The following is an 18286-nucleotide window of genomic DNA, read 5'->3' as shown; positions in this document are numbered from 1 at the left end:
CACATGGCAAGAGGACACCCCCATGGAACGTATGAAAGCCATCTTCGTAGTGACAGCGGCGCTCGCCTTCCTGCTGTCGCCGCTCTCCACCTCTGGCTTTAACGGTTTCACCGCCGATCAGTTCCCCATCCCCCAGACCGATCCCCCCGTTCAGCCCGCGGGCTATGCCTTCTCGATCTGGGGCGTGATCTATCTCTGGCTCATGGCGGGCGCGCTCTTCGGTCTCTTCAAGCGCGACCGCGCCCGCGACTGGACCACTATGCGCTGGCCGTTGATTCTGTCACTGGTGGTCGGCGCCGCTTGGATCCCGGCGGCAAATATGGATCCGGTCGCCGCCACCGCGATGATCTGGATCATGCTTGGCGCGGGGCTGGCCGCGCTGGCCCGTGCCGGGCGCTCTGACCATTTCTGGCTGCGCGCCCCCATCGGTCTCTATACCGGCTGGCTGACCGCGGCCTCTTGCGTCGCAACAGGGCTCGTCCTCGCCGGGCATGGCCTCCTCTCAGAACAAGTCGCGGCACTTGCAATGATCGCCCTCGCCCTTCTCCTCGCGCTCTGGGTCCAAACCCGCGTCGCCGACACCCCCGAATATGGCCTCGCCGTGATCTGGGCCACGGTCGGCATCCTCGTGGACAATGTCTCGCCGCTGAACGGTGCCGTGGTCGCGCTCTGCGGCCTTGGCCTTCTGCTCCTTGCATGGCCCGTACTGCGCGCCTTGGACAACTTGCGCCGCTGATCCGGTCGCACTGGCACCCCGAAAAGGCGCCAACATGACCTAAGACAAGGCGCGCCCTCCGCTTTCGCAGTACAATCTACGAGCGAAAGGAGGGTGTTATGAGCTACTTGAGAGTAACCAACCTATCCCGCATCAGCGCCGAAATCGAAGGGCGTTCGGGCGACCTTTCCGAAATCATCTACCTTGCGGAAGACGAACAGAAGGCGCTGCCGTTATGGCGCTTTCTCGCGGTGCAAAGCGTTGAGCCCGGTGTGTTGCGGCTCGAGCTTCACCTGCCCGGCAAAGGCGCCCGGCTCGACATGTATCGCATCTCGGAAAACCGGACCCTACGCCAGCGAAGCTTGATCGGCCCACGCAAACGCCGCCTGAGCCTGCGCAAGGATGAGATGCTGATGCTTATTCCCACCGGCGAATTTGAATGACTTCATAAGGAGACACACCATGACTGAACATTTCGACATTTCCAAAATCGACGTAGACGACCTTTATGGACAACTCGAAGCAGGTTTGGCCAAGCTGGATATTGCCAAGATGGCCGCGATTGCCGCGCAAGAGGCCAAGGAACGCCACCTGCACAGCTCCCTTGAGATCCGCAACATCGACCCGACAGGGCATCTTCTCGGCCTGCATATCGACTTTTCCGGCAAACAGGCCCGGCTGCGCATTCCGCCGCATGGCGCCCAGACCGTGCAGAACTTCAGCTTCCTGACCATGTGGTACATCCGCCTGCATCAGGATCCGCCGGTCAAACTGACCAACCGGGCGCACAATGCCTGCTTCTACGAGGTCAACCTCCTACGCACCAATGGGCAGAACATCCAACAGCAGTTCCTCAACCCACATGTTGGCGCCTCCCATATCTATGATCTCGACGTGGGCGACCGCTTGATCGTGGTTCCGGTGAGCATGAACCAATACTTGCTGCGCCATGCCAACCACATCCACTGGGCCACCCCGGAGGACGATACCCTGATGGCCAGCGAAGAAGAGTGATCCATGTCACGGACAAAGGTTGAGATCACCAACCATAGCGGGGCGGGCACGGTCATCGTTGCCCGCTTCGAAACCAGCGCCGAGACGGCGGGCAACCTGATGCTCGCCGGAGGCAGCAGCCAGATTTTCGAGAAGTTTGATCGCCTCACCATCACCGCTGCAAATGAAGGCGTGCCGGGGCGGTTGCGCCTGCTCAATCACGACGCGGCGGATGTCGTCCTGCGTCACATGACCAAAAGCGGCAATGTCGACGAAGACCGCATCCCCGGCAACGGGTTTGCAGATGTGGTTGTTGCAGGCGGGGATCAGATATTCCTCTCCGAGGCCCTCCCCGACCTGATCTTCCCAGAGCGCCCGATCCTGCACATGGCGATCCTGCGACCCCAGCCGGGACCGATCTTTGCCCCCAATCAAAAGCCCGCCGGCTTCTATGTCGATCTCGCTTGGCATCACCCGGACGAAGGCAGCGATCGCTTGCTCGGCTTCAATCTCTACCGTGCCGTCTATAAGGGCAACTATCCGATGGGCCAGCACCCCTTGAACGGTGCCCCACAGATCGGCACATCCGCACAGGTCGAAGACGTGATCCCGCCCTACCCCTATAACCACCGCTACGCGATCATGGCGGTGAGCCGCGATGGCATCGAGAGCCTATACTCCAACGTCCGCATCCTCGATTCCAATACTCGCACCGATCTATTCGACGCAGGTTTCATCTGTCTCTGACGGTCTTGAGGAGGGTCAGCCGCTGTTAAGGTTTGGCGGTTCGACGCGCCCCGCACGGACGCGATACAGATGCAATACCGACGTAATACCGACGTGGCATTTCGGGGTTAACCCTTACGCCTTCATCGCCTCCGCACCGGGCGAATGCGCAGGGAACGGAACAAGCCGCTGGCGCTCCTCATCCCAGAGCTTGAGCGTGAAACTCCTGAGCGCTTCGGGCCACCGGATCACCCTGAGACCATACGCCTCGCGTATCTCCCGATGACAGCGGCGCAGGTTGTAATGCGGGATTCGGGCGTTGAAATGATGGATGTCGTGATAGGCGATATTGGCCGACCCAAGATCCATCCACCACCCAAGATCAAGCGCCGACGCCCCCTCAAGCGCCGCCACGCGCGGATTGAGCGACGGCTTGCGATCCCAATGAGTGTCCTCGAAATTATGCTGTAGATAGACGAGGAAAACGCCAATCATCCCGCCCACAAAGCCCCAACCGAGCCACACAAGAACCCCTGTCCAACCTGCTGAAAAATATAGAAAAGAGACCCAGGCGGCCAGTGCGAGATTGTGCAACGCCAGCCCCCGAAGCCCGATCTCTGCGGCATTCTTCGGCCAGCGGTAGCGGATGAAATAGGTGAACGCCGATCCCAGCGGAATAAGGATGAACGGGTTGCGATAAAGCCGATAGAAAAGCCGCGTCGTCCAATCCGCCGCCTGCCATTCCGCGACGGTCATCGTATGCACTTCGCCCGTGTCGCGCTCCTCAAGATTGCCGACATGGGAATGGTGCAGATTATGATTGTGCCGCATGATCGTGAACGGTGCCATCGACCATACAGAAAGCACATGCCCCGCCGCGACATTCATCCAACGCTTCGAAAAAAGCGTCCCGTGCCCGGCATCGTGCTGCAACACGTAGAGCCGCACCGCCGCAAAAGCGCTTATAACGCCCGCGGGAACGAAGATAAGCCACTGATCCACATGGAAAATCGCCAGATAGAGCGATAGGAAATAAGCGCCGAACGTGCCGAAGAAACTCGCCGCGCCGATCCTGTCATCCTGTACCGTATAGGCCTTTAAACGCTCGCGAATATCCATCGCACCCCCGCTCACACACCCCCGTTGGGACCATGAAACGCAGGCGTAACAGCCACATGACAGGACGCCTGCGCTGCGGAGTATAGCGCATAACGCGTGACGCGTGAATTCAGTCCGACGACCGCCCCTTGAGGTGCTTACGAAGGCGCGACGGCGTAGACTTCTTCTTGCCCTTATAGGGGTTCTGATCCCCCTGCCCGCGCATATAAAGCCGGATCGGCGTTCCGGGCATATCAAAGTCTTCGCGCAACCCATTGACAAGATAGCGGGAATAGCTCTCCGGAACCTTGTCTGGATGGGAGCACATGACAACAAACCCCGGCGGGCGTGTCTTGGCTTGGGTCATGTAACGCAGCTTGATCCGCTTGCCTTGCGGCGCAGGCGGCGGGTGCTGTTCAAGCATCCCCGTGAGCCAACGGTTCAGATGCGAGGTCGGCACCCGGCGGTTCCACACATCATAAGCGCGCAGGATCGCATCATGTAGGCGATCAAGCCCCCGTCCCGTCTTGGCAGACACAGTGATGAGCGGCGCGCCCCGCAACTGCGGCAGAAGACGTGTGAACGCCTCCTTAAGGTCGCGCAATTTCTGCTGTTTTTCGTCCTCGACGTCCCACTTATTGACCGCCACAACAACGGCCCGCCCCTCGCGCTCGGCAAGGTCCGCGATACGCAAATCCTGTTGCTCGAACGGGATCGCCGCGTCGAGAAGCACCACCACCACTTCGGCGAATTTCACCGCGCGCAGGCCATCGGACACCGAGAGCTTCTCGACCTTGTCCTGCACCTTGGCTTTCTTACGCATCCCCGCCGTGTCGAAGATCCGCACCGGCGTCTCGTTCCATTCGGTCCGCAACGAGATCGCATCTCGGGTGATTCCGGCTTCCGGCCCGGTCAAGAGACGGTCTTCGCCGATGATCTTGTTGATAAGCGTCGATTTACCTGCATTCGGACGGCCCACAACCGCAATTTGCAAGGGTTTCGAGGCGGTTGGCTGTGGAGTCTCATCTTCCTCGTGCTCGCTGTCTTCCTCGAGCGCGATGTCAACCTCGGGCGCATGGACCTCTGCGGCTTCGCTGAATTTGTCAGCCACCGGCATCAACTGCGCATAAAGATCGTTGAGACCTTCGCCATGTTCTGCCGAAAGGCGGATCGGTTCCCCAAGGCCAAGCGAATAAGCTTCGATCACACCCGCATCCGCTGCCGACCCCTCGCCCTTGTTGGCGGCAAGGATCACATGCGCTGACCGTTTACGCAGGATCTCGGCAAAAACCATATCGGTCGGCGTCACACCTGCCCGCGCATCAATCATGAAAAGACAGATATCGGCCATATCCACGGCCCGTTCGGTCAGGCGGCGCATCCGCCCCTGAAGGCTGTCATCGGTGGCATCTTCAAGGCCGGCCGTGTCGATCACCGTAAAGCGCAGATCGCCAAGCTTGGCCTCGCCTTCACGTAGGTCACGCGTGACCCCCGGCTGGTCGTCAACCAGCGCGAGCTTCTTGCCCACAAGGCGATTGAACAGGGTGGATTTGCCCACATTGGGCCGCCCCACGATGGCGAGAGTGAAACTCATCTTGTGCCTCCGACACGTCAGAAGACGCCCCGATATACCATTTCCGGATCAACGGAAAGCGTGCAATTGCCCTTTGCCACCGACGACATACAGCACACCACCCGCCACAACCGGGTTGGAGCTCGCACCGCCCGGGATCTCGACGGAATGCACCAATTCGCCCGAGGTCGCGTCAAAGCTGCGCAAGACACCATCCGAGGACGCCACGATCAGGCGGCCACCGGCAAGGATCGGACCATAATGCGAGAAGATCGCGGATTGCTTCTTGGGACGATCCTTGACGAAGAGCGGCAGATCCACGGCCCAGACCGGGCTCCCGTCACGTGCGTTCAGGCGGATGATCTGGTTCTTGTCATTCACAAGGAACACCGATCCCCCGACCGGCCAGACCGGACCAAGCGAGCCTTGCTCCGCGGTCCACTTGCGCTCGCCCGTCTCGGTTTCCAAGGCCACAAGACGGCCAGAGTGGTTCGCGACATAGACCACGCTCCCGTCGATCACGGGATCGCCGGAAATATCGCCGATCTTGTTCGCGGCACGGCCAAGGCGTTCCCCAGCGACGCCTGCATCCCAGAGACGCAAGCCGCCACGGCGGAAGGTGGCCTGAACCTCGCCCGAGCCGAACGGGAAGATCGCGACACGCTCATTCACCGCGGGCGCTGCCGGGCTCTGAACATTGGCGACATCGGGAATTGAGTTGATTTGCCAGACGACTTTGCCGGTCTTGGCGTCCAGCGCCCAGCCCTTGTCATCGCCGGACACAAGGTAAACGAGGTTCCCGTAGACCGTCGGAGAGCCATTGCCGATCGCACCAAGGCGTTGCTCCCAAAGGACGGTGCCGTCCTTGGGATTGACCGCTTCAAGCCGTCCAAACCCGGTGGTGACGAAAAGCGCGCCCGCCCCGTAAGCCAGCCCGCCGCCCGACGCATCGTCGGATTTGTCCCCTTCTGGGGTGAGGTCACGGGTCCAGATAAGCTCGCCACTGGTCGAGACCGCGGCCAACTGGCCTTCCGAATCCATCGTGTAGATGCGCCCATCGGCGACAACCGGATCGGCGGTGATGCGATTGCGCTTGGCATTCCCGGCGCCGATATTCGCAGTCCAGGCCAAGGCCGGTGTCTGCGAGAGAGCCGCATTGGAGACACGGAAGGACGGCGAACCGATCCGGTGCGTCCATTCTGCATTTCGGGTTTGTCCCGGAAGACGAATGGCTCGGGTCTCATTGACGATCTCCGTCGCCTTGGCTTCGTCGCCGCGCAGGTTCTCGCGCTTGCCGGGTAGAATGAATTCCCGCTCCGAACAGCCTGCAATCACAGCTGCACCGACCAATGCCAAAATCAAATTCTGTCGTTTCACTGCCCAGGCCCTCGCCGCTTGTCTGTTACTGGTTCGCCGCCTGTGGCGTACCGCCTAGCGCTACAATCAACTGAGATGCGCGTCGACGCAAGCCCGCCGTGACCGCAGCATCTGCAATCACGCCCTGAAGGCGCTCAATCGCGGCCTCCGTATTGCCGTCTTCGATATCCACGAGCGCAAGTTGCTCCTCTGCCAGAAGCGCCAGCGGCGCGCCGGGCGTCGCGAGCGACTCAAGGCGCACACGACGTTCGTCAGATGGCATCGCAGCACCTTGGATCACCACGGATTTGAACAATGCGATCTGGCGGTAGATCTCGAGCGTTTCGGCATCGCCACCGGCCAGGCCGTCAAGCGTTGCAGACGCGGCAGCCTTATCGCCGGATGCAAGCTGATGCGCGGCGGTTAGCAGATCGACAACCACCTCGGCCTCTTGCGACGGCACTTCAAGCGCGCTCAGCGCCTCGGCACGCGCGGCATCGTCGTTCTTTTCAACGGCGGCAAAGAGCATGTCGCCCGTGGCCTCGGCTTCCGCGCGCGCTTGCGCCTTTTGCCACTCTTTGAAACCCGCGCCGCCAACGATCAGCAGCACGGCAAGAACACCGATCCAGCCATATTTGCGCAGCAACGCAAAAAGCTTGTCGCGGCGGACTTCTTCGGTGACTTCTTCGATGAAACTGTCGGTGTCGCTCACGCCCGGCCTCCCTTGATTTGCCCCCTCTTAACCCGAAGCCGGACAAGTGCCAAGACTCCCTGCTCATTGACCGGGCAGAAGCTTGCCTCACAGGCGCAAACCGCATAAACTGAACCGAACAGTTCAGAAACAAGCAATGATCGCTTGCAATCATGCGCGGGGCGATTATTTCGCGAAACAGGTCTACGCTCTTTCGGCGACCCAAACCCACAAGCGAGGCGAGGCGACATGCGCCCCATTCCTATTCTTACCGCCATTCTGGTGACGCTCTTTCTTTTTTATGTTGTTGTCGAACGTGACACGCTGCTTGCGCTTGCTGCGGCGAGCCCCGATGAACAGAGCGACAACAGCGCGCCGACACCGGCCAAGGACGCTGAGAAGCCAGCCCGGCTGCGTGTTGTGGCACTCGCCTCCGAGGCCAAGACCATCTCCAGCGCAGTTATCCTACGCGGCCAGACAGAGGCCGACCGCCAAGTCGATGTGCGCGCCGAAACCTCGGCTCAGGTGATCTCAGAGCCGCTCGCCCGTGGCAGCACGGTTGCGGCGGGGGACGTGCTCTGCCGTCTTGACCCCGGCACACGCGAAGCCACATTGGCGGAAGCCAAGGCACGCCTCCTCGAAGCGCGCGCCCGCAAGCCCGAGACCGAGGCCCGCCTTGACGAGGCCAAGTCCAAACTCGACGAGGCAATGATCAACTTCAACGCTGCGAGCAAGCTGGCCGAGGATGGGTTTGCCTCGGAAACGCGTGTCGCCTCGACCCAAGCCGCCGTGCGCTCGGCCCAAGCGGGTGTTGCCGCCGCGCAATCGGGGCTGCAATCGACACAGGCTGGTGTCGAATCCGCCGAAGCCGCCGTGGCCTCGGCCAGTCGCGAGATCAAACGCCTGACGATCACCGCACCCTTTGATGGCTTGCTCGAGTCCGACACAGCAGAACTCGGAAGCCTGCTACAACCGGGATCACTCTGCGCCACCGTGATCCGCCTCGACCCGATCCGCGTTGTCGGCTTTGTACCTGAGACAGAGGTCGGACGCGTCATGCTCGGTGCTCCGGCAGGAGCACGCCTCACCACCGGGCAAGAGATCACCGGCACAGTGAGCTTCCTCTCCCGGTCCGCCGACCCTGCGACCCGCACCTTCCGGGTCGAAATCAACGTCCCGAACCCCGACCTCGAAATCCGCGATGGTCAAACGGCGGAAATCGTTATCGGGGCCGAAGGCACGAAGGCGCATCTTGTGCCGCAATCGGCTCTGACCCTGAATGATGACGGCACGCTAGGCGTTCGCACCGTCGACGCAGATGGCATCGTTGGCTTCTCCGAGGTCGAGATCCTGCGCGACACCACGGAGGGGCTCTGGCTCGCTGGATTGCCTGAAACCGCCAATATCATCACCATTGGCCAGGAATTCGTGGTCCGTGGAGTCAAGGTTGAACCGGTCTTTGACCAAGAGGAGCCTGCCCAATGACCGGCATCGTCGATTGGGCCGCGTCCCGCGCCCGTATGATCCTTGCCTTCATCGCGCTTTCGATCCTCGTGGGCGGATACTCCTACATGAACCTTCCAAAGGAAGGCGAGCCGGACATTCAAATCCCGGCTCTTTTCGTTTCGGTGCCCTTCCCCGGCATTTCTGCTTCGGATGCCGAGACTCTGTTGATCAAGCCGATGGAGACCGAGCTGGCCGACCTCGACGGGCTCGACAACATGAACTCTCTCGCGCAGGAAAACTATGCCGGGATTTTTCTCGAGTTCGATTTCGGCTGGGACAAGTCCAAGACCATCGCCGACGTGCGCGATGCAATGAACACGGCGGAATCAAAGTTCCCAGATGGGTTTGAGAAATACTCCATCAACGAGATCAACTTCTCGGAATTCCCGATCATCATCGTCAACCTGAGCGGCGACATCCCCGAACGCACAATGACGAAGATCGCCAACGGCCTGCAAGATCGGCTTGAATCCCTTGAACCCGTGCTCGAAGCCGGGATCGCGGGCGGGCGTGACGAGATGCTCGAGGTGACGATCGATCCGCTGCGCCTTGAATCCTACAATGTGACGGCGACCGAGCTCATCAATGTGGTGGTCAACAACAACCAACTGATCGCGGCAGGCGAAGTTGAGACCGCACAGGGTAAATTCTCGGTCAAGATCCCCTCGTCCTTCGACGAGCCACAGGATGTCTATAACCTGCCGGTCAAGACCAATGGCGACCGCGTTGTCACACTTGGCGATCTGGCAGAGATCAAGCTCACCTTTGAGGACCGCGAAGGCACCGCCCGCTTCAATGGTGAAACCACGGTCGCGCTTCAGGTGGTCAAGCGCAAGGGCTTCAACCTGATCGAGACCGCCGCGCTCGTGCGCGAAGAAGTGGCAAAGGAATCCGAAGAATGGCCTGAAGGCCTTCAGACAGCCATTGAGGTCGGCACATCGAATGACCAATCCCGCGTTGTTGAATCCATGGTGAAACAGCTAGAAGGTTCGGTGATGACCGCCATCGCGCTGGTGATGATCGTGGTGCTTGCGGCACTCGGGTCGCGCGCGGCGCTGCTCGTCGGTTTCGCGATCCCGACCTCCTTCCTGCTCTGCTTCGCGCTTCTAGCGCTCATGGATGTCTCGATTTCCAACATCGTCATGTTCGGCCTGATCCTCGCCGTGGGGATGCTCGTCGATGGCGCCATCGTTGTGGTGGAATATGCTGACAAGCGTATCTCCGAAGGCACGGGCCCGATGCACGCCTATGTCGAGGCGGCCCGGCGCATGTTCTGGCCGATCGTCTCATCGACCGCGACGACGCTTTGTGCCTTCCTGCCAATGCTCTTTTGGCCCGGCGTGCCGGGACAGTTCATGGGTATGTTGCCCGTCACGCTGATCTTTGTGCTGTCGGCTTCGCTCGTCGTGGCGCTGATCTACCTGCCCGTCATGGGCGGCGTCTCGGGCCGACTGAGCCGCAAATTCCATCTCGCCTCTGAATGGTTGCGCGCCCGGACCTCGTGGTGGCTTCGTGCCGTGCTGGTACTGCCTTCCATTGCGCTCTTGTTCTTCGGCATCATGGTCGCGCTGAACCCGGCGCTACTGCTTGGGCCTGCCGCACCGAGCGGTGGTCTCATGGGCTTCCTGCCGGGCTTTGTCCTCTTCGTCCTCGGGGCCTTTGCGGCCTCGATCACGCTGGACGCCGCACGCATCGAACGCGTGAAAACCAAGATCGAAACCGAGAGCGGCTATTCGCCCTTCGGTCGCCTGATCCACCTCATCACAGGCAACCCGATCCTCCCCCTCGTCACCGTAGGCGGCGTGATCTTCCTCGTGGTTTCGGTCTTTGCCTACTACGGCCAGAACAACAAAGGCACCGAATTCTTCGTCGAATCCGAACCGGAGCAGGCGATTGTCTACGTGCTGGCACGCGGAAACCTCTCGCTGGAACAAAAAGACCACCTCATGCATCAGGCCGAGGATATCGTCCTCGCCCACCCCGGCGTTGACACAGCCTTTGCTTTTGCCGGCGAAGGCGGTCTCAATCAGAACACTGGCGGCGCGCAGGCTCCCAAGGACGCCATCGGCCAGATCAACCTCGAAACCATCCCGTGGGAAGATCGCCCGGACATCGACGAAGCTTGGTTCACGGTGCCGCTGATTGGCTACGAGGTCACACGGCACGTCAAAGACCCGGCATTTGACGGCAATACAGTCATTGACGAGCTTGAGGTCGCCCTTTCCCGCATTCCCGGCGCGAAGATCGAGATTTTCGAGGCCAGCCGCGGCCCCGCCTCGGCCAAGCCGGTGCACCTGCGCCTGTTGGGGGACGATTGGGAATCGCTGATCGACGCCACCCGCGTTGCACGCGAGAAATTTGACGCCTCCCCCGGGCTGACCTTGATCGAAGACACCCGCCCGCTTCCCGGTATCGACTGGCAAATCAATGTCGACGTGGAGAAAGCCGGTCGCTATGGCGCCAACGTCGCCACCGTCGGCGCGATGGTGCAACTCGTGACGCGAGGTATCCTGCTCGACACGATGCGCGTTGATAGTTCCGACGAGGAAATCGAGATCCGCGTCCGCCTTCCCGAGGACGACCGCGTACTCTCGACGCTCGACACCCTCAAGGTTCGGACACAAGACGGGCTTGTTCCCCTGTCGAACTTCATCACCCGCACACCGGTCGAAAAGCTCGCCGAGATCAACCGCACCAACCAGAAACGCTATTTCGACGTCAAGGCCAACGTCATGAGTGGTCAGATGATCCTCACCAATGGCGAAACCGGAGAAACGCGGCTTATCTCGACCGAGACCTGGACCAATGATGTGTCCCAGAAACAAGACCTGATCGCGCAGGGCTTTAGCGCCAAGCCCCTTAACCCCAATGAGCGCATCGAGGCCCTGACCCAGTGGCTCGAGACCGAACCATTCCCGGCTGGGATCGAATGGCAATGGACCGGTGATCAGGAAGATCAGGCCGAAAGCCAAGCCTTCCTTGGAAGCGCCTTTGCCGGGGCGCTTGGGTTGATGTTCATTATCCTGCTGGCCCAGTTCAACAGCATTTACAACTCGGTGCTTGTGCTTCTGGCGGTTGTCCTTTCGACAACAGGGGTGCTGATCGGCATGATCGTCATGGATCAGGCCTTCTCGATCATCATGACCGGGACAGGGATCGTGGCGCTTGCCGGGATCGTGGTGAACAACAACATTGTTCTGATCGACACCTATCAGGAATACTCGCAATACATGCCCCGGCTCGAGGCGATCACCCGCACCGCACAGGCTCGTATTCGCCCGGTTTTCCTGACAACCGTAACGACGATGGCGGGTCTCGCTCCGATGATGTTCGGCCTGTCGCTCGATTTCATCGACGGCGGCTACGCCATAGACAGCCCGACCTCGCTTTGGTGGAAACAACTTGCGACCGCCGTGGTCTTCGGCCTCGGGATCGCAACTGTGCTGACCCTTGTCTTCACGCCTTCGATGCTCGCTTTGCGGGTCTGGTTGAGCACCTATGTGCACTGGATCGCGTCGGTGCTTGCGCGCCTCTCGATGGGCCGTGGCAGCAAGGCCGCCCGCGATTGGGCACTGCGCCGCGAGGCCAAGAAGGTCAAGGCACCGCTCTTGATGTGGGATGACGAAGGCGCCCCCGACGATGCGCCCGAGGTGCTTGCAGACGGCACCGTTCTCGACAAGGATCTGCGCGCCGCTGAATAACTGGTGCCAAGGACAAACCAAAAAGGGCGGCCCCGCAATAGGCCGCCCTTTTCTATGTCTGACGCCAATCGTTACGCCGCGCCTTCTGCTCCGTCGAGCTCATCCTCTGCCGCTGCCTGACGCGTCCACATCGCCGCATACCGTCCACGTTCGGCCAAGAGCGCCTCATGCGTGCCTTCCTCGACGATCTCGCCCTTGTCGAGCACGATGATCCGGTCGGCTTCGGCAATCGTCGACAGACGGTGCGCAATGGTGATGACCGTGCGCCCCTGCCCTGCCCGTGCAAGCGCTTCCTTGATCTCGCCTTCGGTCTGCGTATCAAGCGCCGAGGTGGCCTCATCGAGAAGCAGGATTGGCGGGTTCTTCAGAAGTGTCCGCGCGATGCCGACCCTCTGCTTCTCGCCGCCCGAGAGTTTCAGCCCCCGTTCGCCCACCATCGTGTCATATCCTTCCGGCAGGCTCAGGATGAAATCGTGAATCCGCGCCGCCTTGGCCGCCGCGACGACGTCCGCTTCGCTTGCCGTGTCACGCCCATAGGCGATGTTGTAGCGGATTGTGTCATTGAACAGGACCGTATCCTGCGGCACGACCCCGATTGCATCATGCAGGCTGACCTGTGTCACGTCGCGGAGATCTTGCCCGTCTATCGCGATGCCGCCGCCGCTCACGTCATAGAAGCGGAACAAAAGCCGCGCGATGGTCGATTTCCCCGACCCCGACGCGCCCACGATGGCCACGTTATGCCCCGCTGGCACATCGAGGCTGACACCGTGTAGGATCGGCCGCGCGCTATCATAGCCGAAAGACACCTTGTCAAAGCGGATGGCCCCACCGTCGACCTTGAGATCGGGCGCACCCGGCTTGTCGCTGACTTCGCTCGGCTGTTCGAGTAGGTCGAACATCTCGCCCATATCCACAAGGCTCTGGCGGATTTCGCGATAGACCGTGCCAAGAAAGTTGAGCGGGATGGTGATCTGCACCATGTAAGCATTGACCATGACGAAATCGCCCACGGTAAGCTCTCCCGCCTGCACGCCCATCGCCGCCATCACCATCACCGCGACAAGGCCGCTGGTGATGAGGAAGGACTGGCCGAAGTTGAGAAAGGCCAGCGAATAAGAGGTCTTCAACGCGGCGCTCTCATAGCCTTCCATCGACTCATCGTAGCGTTTCGCCTCGCGAGCCTCGGCGCCGAAATACTTGACCGTTTCAAAGTTCAGAAGGCTGTCGATCGCTTTCTGGTTTGCATCCGTATCCTGATCGTTCATCTCGCGCCGCAGACGCACGCGCCATTCCGTAACCTTGAAGGTAAACCAGATATAGAGCGCAATGGTGAGCGCCACAGCCGCAAGATACCAAGCGTCAAAGAGCCAGAACAGGATCACCGCGACAAGCAAAAGCTCAAGCACAAGCGGCCCAATTGAAAACAGCATGAAGCGCAACAGGAAATCGACGCCTTTCACCCCGCGTTCGATGATCCGGCTAAGGCCACCGGTCTTGCGGGTAATGTGGTAACGCATGGAAAGGCGGTGGATATGCTCAAAGGTCTCGAGCGCGAGAGACCGCAAGGCCCGCTGCCCAACCCGCGCAAAAATCGCATCGCGCAATTGCTGAAACCCAACGGTCATCAGCCGGGCCATGCCATAGGCCACGGTCAGCCCCACCGCCCCGAGAAGCATCGGCGACACACCTTCGCCCGCAAGGCTATCCACGGCTGCCTTATAGATCATCGGCACGCCGACCGCGATCAGCTTGGAAAACATGAGCGCCACGAGCGCCAGCACCACGCGCCGTTTCACCCATGGCTCATCATCATTCCAGAGATAAGGAAGAACCTTGCGGATCGTGCGCATACCCGAGCGCTGTTCCTGTCGCGCCAGTTCCTCGGCGGATGCCGTGTGCCAACTACTCATGCAAAGCCTTTCGGATGTCTTTGCACTGGAGGTAACCCCGCCCCCGCTGAAAGACCAGAGTCAGCCGCCACTTTTCCGCCCGGCGGTGCGTCGATCACTCGGGGATGTCAAAGACCTGACCGGGGAAAATCATGTCGGGATCACGTATCCGGTCCTTGTTCGCCTCGAAGACGCGCACATACATCGTACCGCTGCCATAGCGCTCCGCAGCAATCGCCCAGAGTGTCGATCCCGGTTGCACTGTCACCACCTTGGCTGGCACATCCGGTTTCGGGGCCGCCTGCAAAACCGCCTGATCTTCGCGCTTGAACGGTGTCTCGATGCGCGACACCACGGTGCCGTCATCATCCACCTCATCGACGCGCAGCGTATAGATCCCGGTATCCACTTGCGGCAGTTGCATCTGCCAGCTCCCGCCTTCCATGATGCGTGAAGTCGTGATCGGGCTATTGTCGAGATAGACCCGCACAAACCGGTCCTCCCTGCCGCGCCCAGAAAGTTCGACCTCACCACTATCGGAGTAACTGATCGCATCAAGGGCTACGCTTGCCATCACGTCCGGCGCGGCGTCCAGCGTCGCAGAAGACTGCATGACGCTCACACCGTCTTTGGTCTGAACAAGCACGGTCGGCGCGCGCGGTGTCTTTGGGGCCTCCTCGATGGGCTCAGGCGCGGCCTCCGCCACGACCTCCTGTTCGGGCTCGGGTGTGGGCGCAAGGATCACCTTGGCGTCGGAAAACAGGTCTCCCTCTGCGCGCCGCTGCACAAGCTGAAGAACGCGCGGCGCGTCGCTCGGGGCAATGGTGGTAAAGGTGGCGAATTTCCCGGCTGCATCCGTCTTGGCGACGACAAGCTCTGCCTCGTCCATCAGAACGGTGATCTCGCTTTTCGGAGCACCGTTTCCGGCAATCAACGTCGTCCCGTCCACCTCGGCGCGCACCACGTCAAACGCGGGTAAGATCGTCTCGACGACGGGCTCTGGGTCCGGCGCGGCGGCAATCGGTGCCTCTTCGACCACAGGAGCCTCGACGACAGGGGCATTCGGTTCAGGCGCAACAGCATCCTTCTCAAAGACCCCTCCGATAATAGCCGCTGCGACGCCCGCGACCACAACTGCAGCAGCGCCCCCCACAGCAACGATATTCCCACTCAGGAGCGATGCAAATTTGCTCATGCCAGCCTTTCCCCAGGTTCAGCCCGCCATTCCGGTTGAGCGACCATATCAACCCCGCTAACACTGGTCAAAACAGCATTGAACTTTCTGGAGCACGCCATGTCCAACCCATCGATCTGTGTCTTTTGCGGCTCACGTTCGGGGCAAGACCCGGCATATCATCGCTTCGCAACCGATCTCGGGACGCGTTTGGCTGCACGGAACTGGCGCCTTGTCTATGGTGCGGGCGATGTCGGCCTGATGGGAGCAGTGGCCAATGCAACGCAATCGGCCGGCGGCGAGACCTTCGGCGTTATCCCTGTGCACCTGATGCAGCGTGAAGTCGGCAAGCTTGACCTGTCCCGCTTCATCGTCACGGAAAACATGCATGAACGTAAGAAGGTCATGTTCATGAACTCTGACGCCATCGTTGTCCTGCCCGGTGGGGCGGGATCGCTTGACGAGCTTTTCGAAGTTCTCACCTGGCGCCAACTCGGCTTGCATGAAAAGCCGATCATCCTTGCCAATATCAATGGCTATTGGGATCCGCTCGTGGGCCTCGTCGATCATGTGATCGAACAGGGCTTTGCCGATGCCTCTTTGAAAGACTTCCTTCAGGTGGTTGGCGATCTCGCGACATTGGAAGCCGCGCTCGAACGCGCTTTTTCCTGACGCCACGAGGCAAGCGTGTAAAGCGCAAGCGCGGTCCAGATCATCGGGAAGGCAATCCCGTGCCAGAGGCCGAATGGCTCGCCAAAGACCAACACGGCGCAGAAAAACTGTAACGTCGGGTTCAGGTATTGGATGAGCCCGACGGTCGCCAAGGCAACCCGCTTGGCCGCAAAGCTAAACAGGATAAGCGGAGTCGCGGTGAGCACGCCGGAGAAGACGAGAAGCGCCGTGTCCTGTGTATTGGCGCCGAAGGCGGCTTCGCCCGCGCTATAGCGCCACCAGAATACCACAAGCGCGATCGGCGCCAAGACCACGACCTCGCCCGTCACCGAGACCACCGGCCCGACCTCAAGGCGCTTCTTCACGAGCCCATACATGCCAAAGCTAAACGCAAGGACAAGCGCAATCCACGGCGCCACGCCAAGGCCAAAGGTCAAGAGCGCCACAGCCGCCCCGGCAATGAGAATCGCCGCGCCCTGCAGACCGACCATGCTTTCGCCAAAGACAAGCCGCCCGATCAACACCGCAACAAGCGGAAAGAGGAAGTAGCCAAGCGAGGCTTCGGTCGCATGCCCCGCCCCAATCGACCAGATAAAGACGAACCAATTGGTCGAGATCGCCAGTGCCGCCGCCGCAACGATCCCGAAAGAGCGCCACGTGCCCAGGGCCCTGCGTAATAGGCCAAGACGCCCCTGTAGCAGCAACACACCGGTAAAGATCACTGCGGACCAGAAGGTGCGATGCGCAAGAACTTCGATCGGCGGTATATGCGCCAAGAGCTTGTAGTAGAGCGGCGACAAACCCCACACCACGCAGGCCGTCACCATCGCCAGAACACCGGCCCGTGTCTCATTCATCGCGCAATTCCCTCGTCTCACAGATCCATTGCTGACGAGGCGCAGCGGGAATGGCAAGGGACAAAAAGAAAACCCCGCAGCGCGGGGCTGCGGGGTCTTCTGAAATGCGATTGAAAAACGATCAGAGGCGCGACGCCACGTTTTCCCAGTTCACGAGGTTGTCGAGGAAGTTCGTGAGGTACGCCGGACGCTTGTTGCGGAAGTCAATGTAGTAGCTGTGCTCCCACACGTCGCAGCCCAGAAGCGCGGTTTGGTCAAAGCAGAGCGGGTTCACACCGTTCTCGGTCTTGGTCACGGCCAGCGAGCCGTCCGCGTTCTTCACGAGCCAGCACCAGCCCGAGCCGAACTGACCAGCACCTGCTGCGGAGAACTGCGATTTGAACTCGTCGACCGAGCCAAAGCTCTCAACGATCGCTTTCTCAAGCGCGCCCGGCATCGCACCTTTGCCCGGCCCCATCATTTCCCAGAACTGCATGTGGTTCCAGTGCTGCGACGCGTTGTTGAAGATACCGTTCTGCGCCACGGCGCCTGCATCGTAGGTGCCCTTTACGATGTCCTCGAGCGACTTGCCTTCCCATTCGGTGCCAGCAATCAGCTTGTTGCCGTTGTCGACATAGGCCTTGTGGTGCAGGTCGTGGTGATACTCGAGCGTTTCCGCCGACATGCCGAAATCGGCCAGCGCGTCATGAGCGTAGGGAAGATCGGGAAGTTCAAAAGCCATTGTAAGGTTCCTTCGTGTTCGTGCGGTTGTTCTGCACAACAAATGGGTCCGTCACCCCCGGAAGGTCAACCCCAAAGCGCCCTAAAAGCCCGGGTTTTCAACCGAAAAACCCCAAACCCCTTACTGCGCCAGCACACAACGCCCCTTGCCGTTGCCCGCATCGCTCTCATCGGACCAAACCGCCTTGACTTGCACGGTGGTGGTTTCGTCTTTGGTCAGAACCGCTTCAAACGTGGCATCCGTCGGTCCGCCTTCCGGCGCGATCGGCACATCCTCGACCGACCACATGACCCGCGTCTCCGTATCCGACAGGCTTTCAAACGCCCCTTTGACGGGTTTGCCCTCGGCAAAGCGGATAATCGGGTCAAGCACCAGAACCCGGCCCTTCTCAGCCTCAATTTCGAAACGGTAGCTCTCCGAGATCAACCCGGCCCAGCTCCGCTGGCGAATCTCGCACTCATACGTCTGCGCCAGCGCCGGTGTCATCAGAAGAAGGCTCAGCCCCCCTGCGACGAGAAACGAGTGAGGTTTGGATGTGAACACGGGGAACGGTCCTTCTAGAAATTACACGTCAAAGACCTACCCGCCCCGCCCGCACTTCTCAACCAGTT

The 18286-nt window shown here is 60.4% G+C and carries 16 protein-coding genes; 7 read left to right on the top strand and 9 right to left on the bottom strand.

From position 1 onward, the window contains the following. The first annotated feature begins 22 nt into the window (after nt 1–22). From R1W01_RS11875 to R1W01_RS11860, 4 genes are all read left to right on the top strand, one after another. Entirely contained in the window at nt 23–736 is a 714-nt protein-coding gene (locus R1W01_RS11875; RefSeq protein WP_297756879.1) for a hypothetical protein, read from the top strand. A gap of 98 nt (nt 737–834) precedes the next feature. Further along, nucleotides 835–1158, top strand: a complete 324-nt coding sequence (locus R1W01_RS11870) for a hypothetical protein (RefSeq protein WP_243611986.1) — start codon at nt 835–837, stop codon at nt 1156–1158. Nucleotides 1159–1177: 19 nt separating this feature from the next. Next, nucleotides 1178–1729: a hypothetical protein gene (locus tag R1W01_RS11865; protein WP_243611987.1), complete on the top strand. Its 552-nt coding sequence runs from the start codon at nt 1178–1180 to the stop codon at nt 1727–1729. 3 nt (nt 1730–1732) lie between these two features. Continuing rightward, nucleotides 1733–2455: a hypothetical protein gene (locus tag R1W01_RS11860; protein ID WP_297756876.1), complete on the top strand. Its 723-nt coding sequence runs from the start codon at nt 1733–1735 to the stop codon at nt 2453–2455. 114 nt (nt 2456–2569) lie between these two features. Here the strand turns inward: R1W01_RS11860 and R1W01_RS11855 are convergent, their stop codons facing one another. The 4 genes from R1W01_RS11855 to R1W01_RS11840 form a co-directional block, all read right to left on the bottom strand. Then, nucleotides 2570–3553, bottom strand: coding sequence for a fatty acid desaturase (locus tag R1W01_RS11855; protein WP_243611989.1), 984 nt, complete (start codon nt 3551–3553; stop codon nt 2570–2572). 109 nt (nt 3554–3662) lie between these two features. Then, on the bottom strand, nt 3663–5126 hold the full coding sequence (gene der, locus R1W01_RS11850) for a ribosome biogenesis GTPase Der (RefSeq protein WP_297756873.1): 1464 nt from the start codon (nt 5124–5126) through the stop codon (nt 3663–3665). A 48-nt stretch (nt 5127–5174) separates the two neighbouring features. After that, the gene (locus R1W01_RS11845) at nt 5175–6482 is read right to left on the bottom strand and encodes a PQQ-like beta-propeller repeat protein (protein WP_297756871.1); all 1308 of its coding nucleotides are present in this window, start codon (nt 6480–6482) and stop codon (nt 5175–5177) included. A 25-nt stretch (nt 6483–6507) separates the two neighbouring features. After that, on the bottom strand, nt 6508–7173 hold the full coding sequence (locus R1W01_RS11840) for a hypothetical protein (protein WP_297756869.1): 666 nt from the start codon (nt 7171–7173) through the stop codon (nt 6508–6510). Nucleotides 7174–7401: 228 nt separating this feature from the next. On the opposite strand from R1W01_RS11840, the gene R1W01_RS11835 reads away from it, so the two are divergent. Then, a complete protein-coding gene (locus R1W01_RS11835) occupies nt 7402–8637 on the top strand; it encodes an efflux RND transporter periplasmic adaptor subunit (protein ID WP_297756867.1) in 1236 nt (411 codons plus the stop codon). After that, complete coding sequence (locus R1W01_RS11830; protein WP_297756865.1) at nt 8634–12359, top strand: efflux RND transporter permease subunit; 3726 nt, start codon at nt 8634–8636, stop codon at nt 12357–12359. The genes R1W01_RS11835 and R1W01_RS11830 overlap by 4 nt, the downstream gene beginning before the upstream one ends. Before the next feature lie 71 nt (nt 12360–12430). Here the strand turns inward: R1W01_RS11830 and R1W01_RS11825 are convergent, their stop codons facing one another. Both R1W01_RS11825 and R1W01_RS11820 read right to left on the bottom strand, forming a co-directional pair. Further along, the gene (locus R1W01_RS11825; protein WP_317275237.1) at nt 12431–14272 is read right to left on the bottom strand and encodes an ABC transporter ATP-binding protein/permease; all 1842 of its coding nucleotides are present in this window, start codon (nt 14270–14272) and stop codon (nt 12431–12433) included. Between the two features lie 94 nt (nt 14273–14366). Continuing rightward, nucleotides 14367–15446, bottom strand: coding sequence for a LysM peptidoglycan-binding domain-containing protein (locus tag R1W01_RS11820; RefSeq protein WP_297756861.1), 1080 nt, complete (start codon nt 15444–15446; stop codon nt 14367–14369). Nucleotides 15447–15545: 99 nt separating this feature from the next. On the opposite strand from R1W01_RS11820, the gene R1W01_RS11815 reads away from it, so the two are divergent. Next, nucleotides 15546–16097: a TIGR00730 family Rossman fold protein gene (locus R1W01_RS11815; protein ID WP_243611997.1), complete on the top strand. Its 552-nt coding sequence runs from the start codon at nt 15546–15548 to the stop codon at nt 16095–16097. On the opposite strand, the gene rarD is transcribed toward R1W01_RS11815, so the two are convergent. The 3 genes from rarD to R1W01_RS11800 all read right to left on the bottom strand — a co-directional run bounded on the left by rarD (nt 16040) and on the right by R1W01_RS11800 (nt 18218). Then, nucleotides 16040–16954 carry an EamA family transporter RarD gene (gene rarD, locus R1W01_RS11810; protein ID WP_297756858.1) on the bottom strand — a complete coding sequence of 305 codons (915 nt, stop codon included), beginning with the start codon at nt 16952–16954 and terminating at the stop codon, nt 16040–16042. The two genes, R1W01_RS11815 and rarD, sit on opposite strands and share 58 nt — an antisense overlap. 121 nt (nt 16955–17075) lie before the next feature. Next, nucleotides 17076–17675, bottom strand: coding sequence for a superoxide dismutase (locus R1W01_RS11805; protein WP_243611999.1), 600 nt, complete (start codon nt 17673–17675; stop codon nt 17076–17078). 120 nt (nt 17676–17795) lie between these two features. Beyond that, on the bottom strand, nt 17796–18218 hold the full coding sequence (locus tag R1W01_RS11800; RefSeq protein ID WP_297756856.1) for a hypothetical protein: 423 nt from the start codon (nt 18216–18218) through the stop codon (nt 17796–17798). Nucleotides 18219–18286 lie beyond the last annotated feature (68 nt).

The sequence above is a fragment of the Shimia sp. FJ5 genome, from assembly GCF_032918335.1.
Lineage (GTDB): Bacteria > Pseudomonadota > Alphaproteobacteria > Rhodobacterales > Rhodobacteraceae > Shimia > Shimia aestuarii_A.
The sequence above is the reverse complement of the archived record's forward strand: the minus strand, read 5'-3'. Positions and strand labels throughout refer to the sequence as shown.

What these genes read in the sequence shown, in the direction of transcription:
- R1W01_RS11855 (WP_243611989.1), bottom strand. Translation starts at nt 3,553, where the DNA reads ATGGATATTCGCGAGCGTTTAAAGGCCTATACGGTACAGGATGACAGG.
- R1W01_RS11870 (WP_243611986.1), top strand. Translation starts at nt 835, where the DNA reads ATGAGCTACTTGAGAGTAACCAACCTATCCCGCATCAGCGCCGAAATC.
- der (WP_297756873.1), bottom strand. Translation starts at nt 5,126, where the DNA reads ATGAGTTTCACTCTCGCCATCGTGGGGCGGCCCAATGTGGGCAAATCC.
- R1W01_RS11865 (WP_243611987.1), top strand. Translation starts at nt 1,178, where the DNA reads ATGACTGAACATTTCGACATTTCCAAAATCGACGTAGACGACCTTTAT.
- R1W01_RS11860 (WP_297756876.1), top strand. Translation starts at nt 1,733, where the DNA reads ATGTCACGGACAAAGGTTGAGATCACCAACCATAGCGGGGCGGGCACG.
- R1W01_RS11820 (WP_297756861.1), bottom strand. Translation starts at nt 15,446, where the DNA reads ATGAGCAAATTTGCATCGCTCCTGAGTGGGAATATCGTTGCTGTGGGG.
- R1W01_RS11830 (WP_297756865.1), top strand. Translation starts at nt 8,634, where the DNA reads ATGACCGGCATCGTCGATTGGGCCGCGTCCCGCGCCCGTATGATCCTT.
- R1W01_RS11815 (WP_243611997.1), top strand. Translation starts at nt 15,546, where the DNA reads ATGTCCAACCCATCGATCTGTGTCTTTTGCGGCTCACGTTCGGGGCAA.
- R1W01_RS11835 (WP_297756867.1), top strand. Translation starts at nt 7,402, where the DNA reads ATGCGCCCCATTCCTATTCTTACCGCCATTCTGGTGACGCTCTTTCTT.
- rarD (WP_297756858.1), bottom strand. Translation starts at nt 16,954, where the DNA reads ATGAATGAGACACGGGCCGGTGTTCTGGCGATGGTGACGGCCTGCGTG.
- R1W01_RS11825 (WP_317275237.1), bottom strand. Translation starts at nt 14,272, where the DNA reads ATGAGTAGTTGGCACACGGCATCCGCCGAGGAACTGGCGCGACAGGAA.
- R1W01_RS11805 (WP_243611999.1), bottom strand. Translation starts at nt 17,675, where the DNA reads ATGGCTTTTGAACTTCCCGATCTTCCCTACGCTCATGACGCGCTGGCC.
- R1W01_RS11875 (WP_297756879.1), top strand. Translation starts at nt 23, where the DNA reads ATGGAACGTATGAAAGCCATCTTCGTAGTGACAGCGGCGCTCGCCTTC.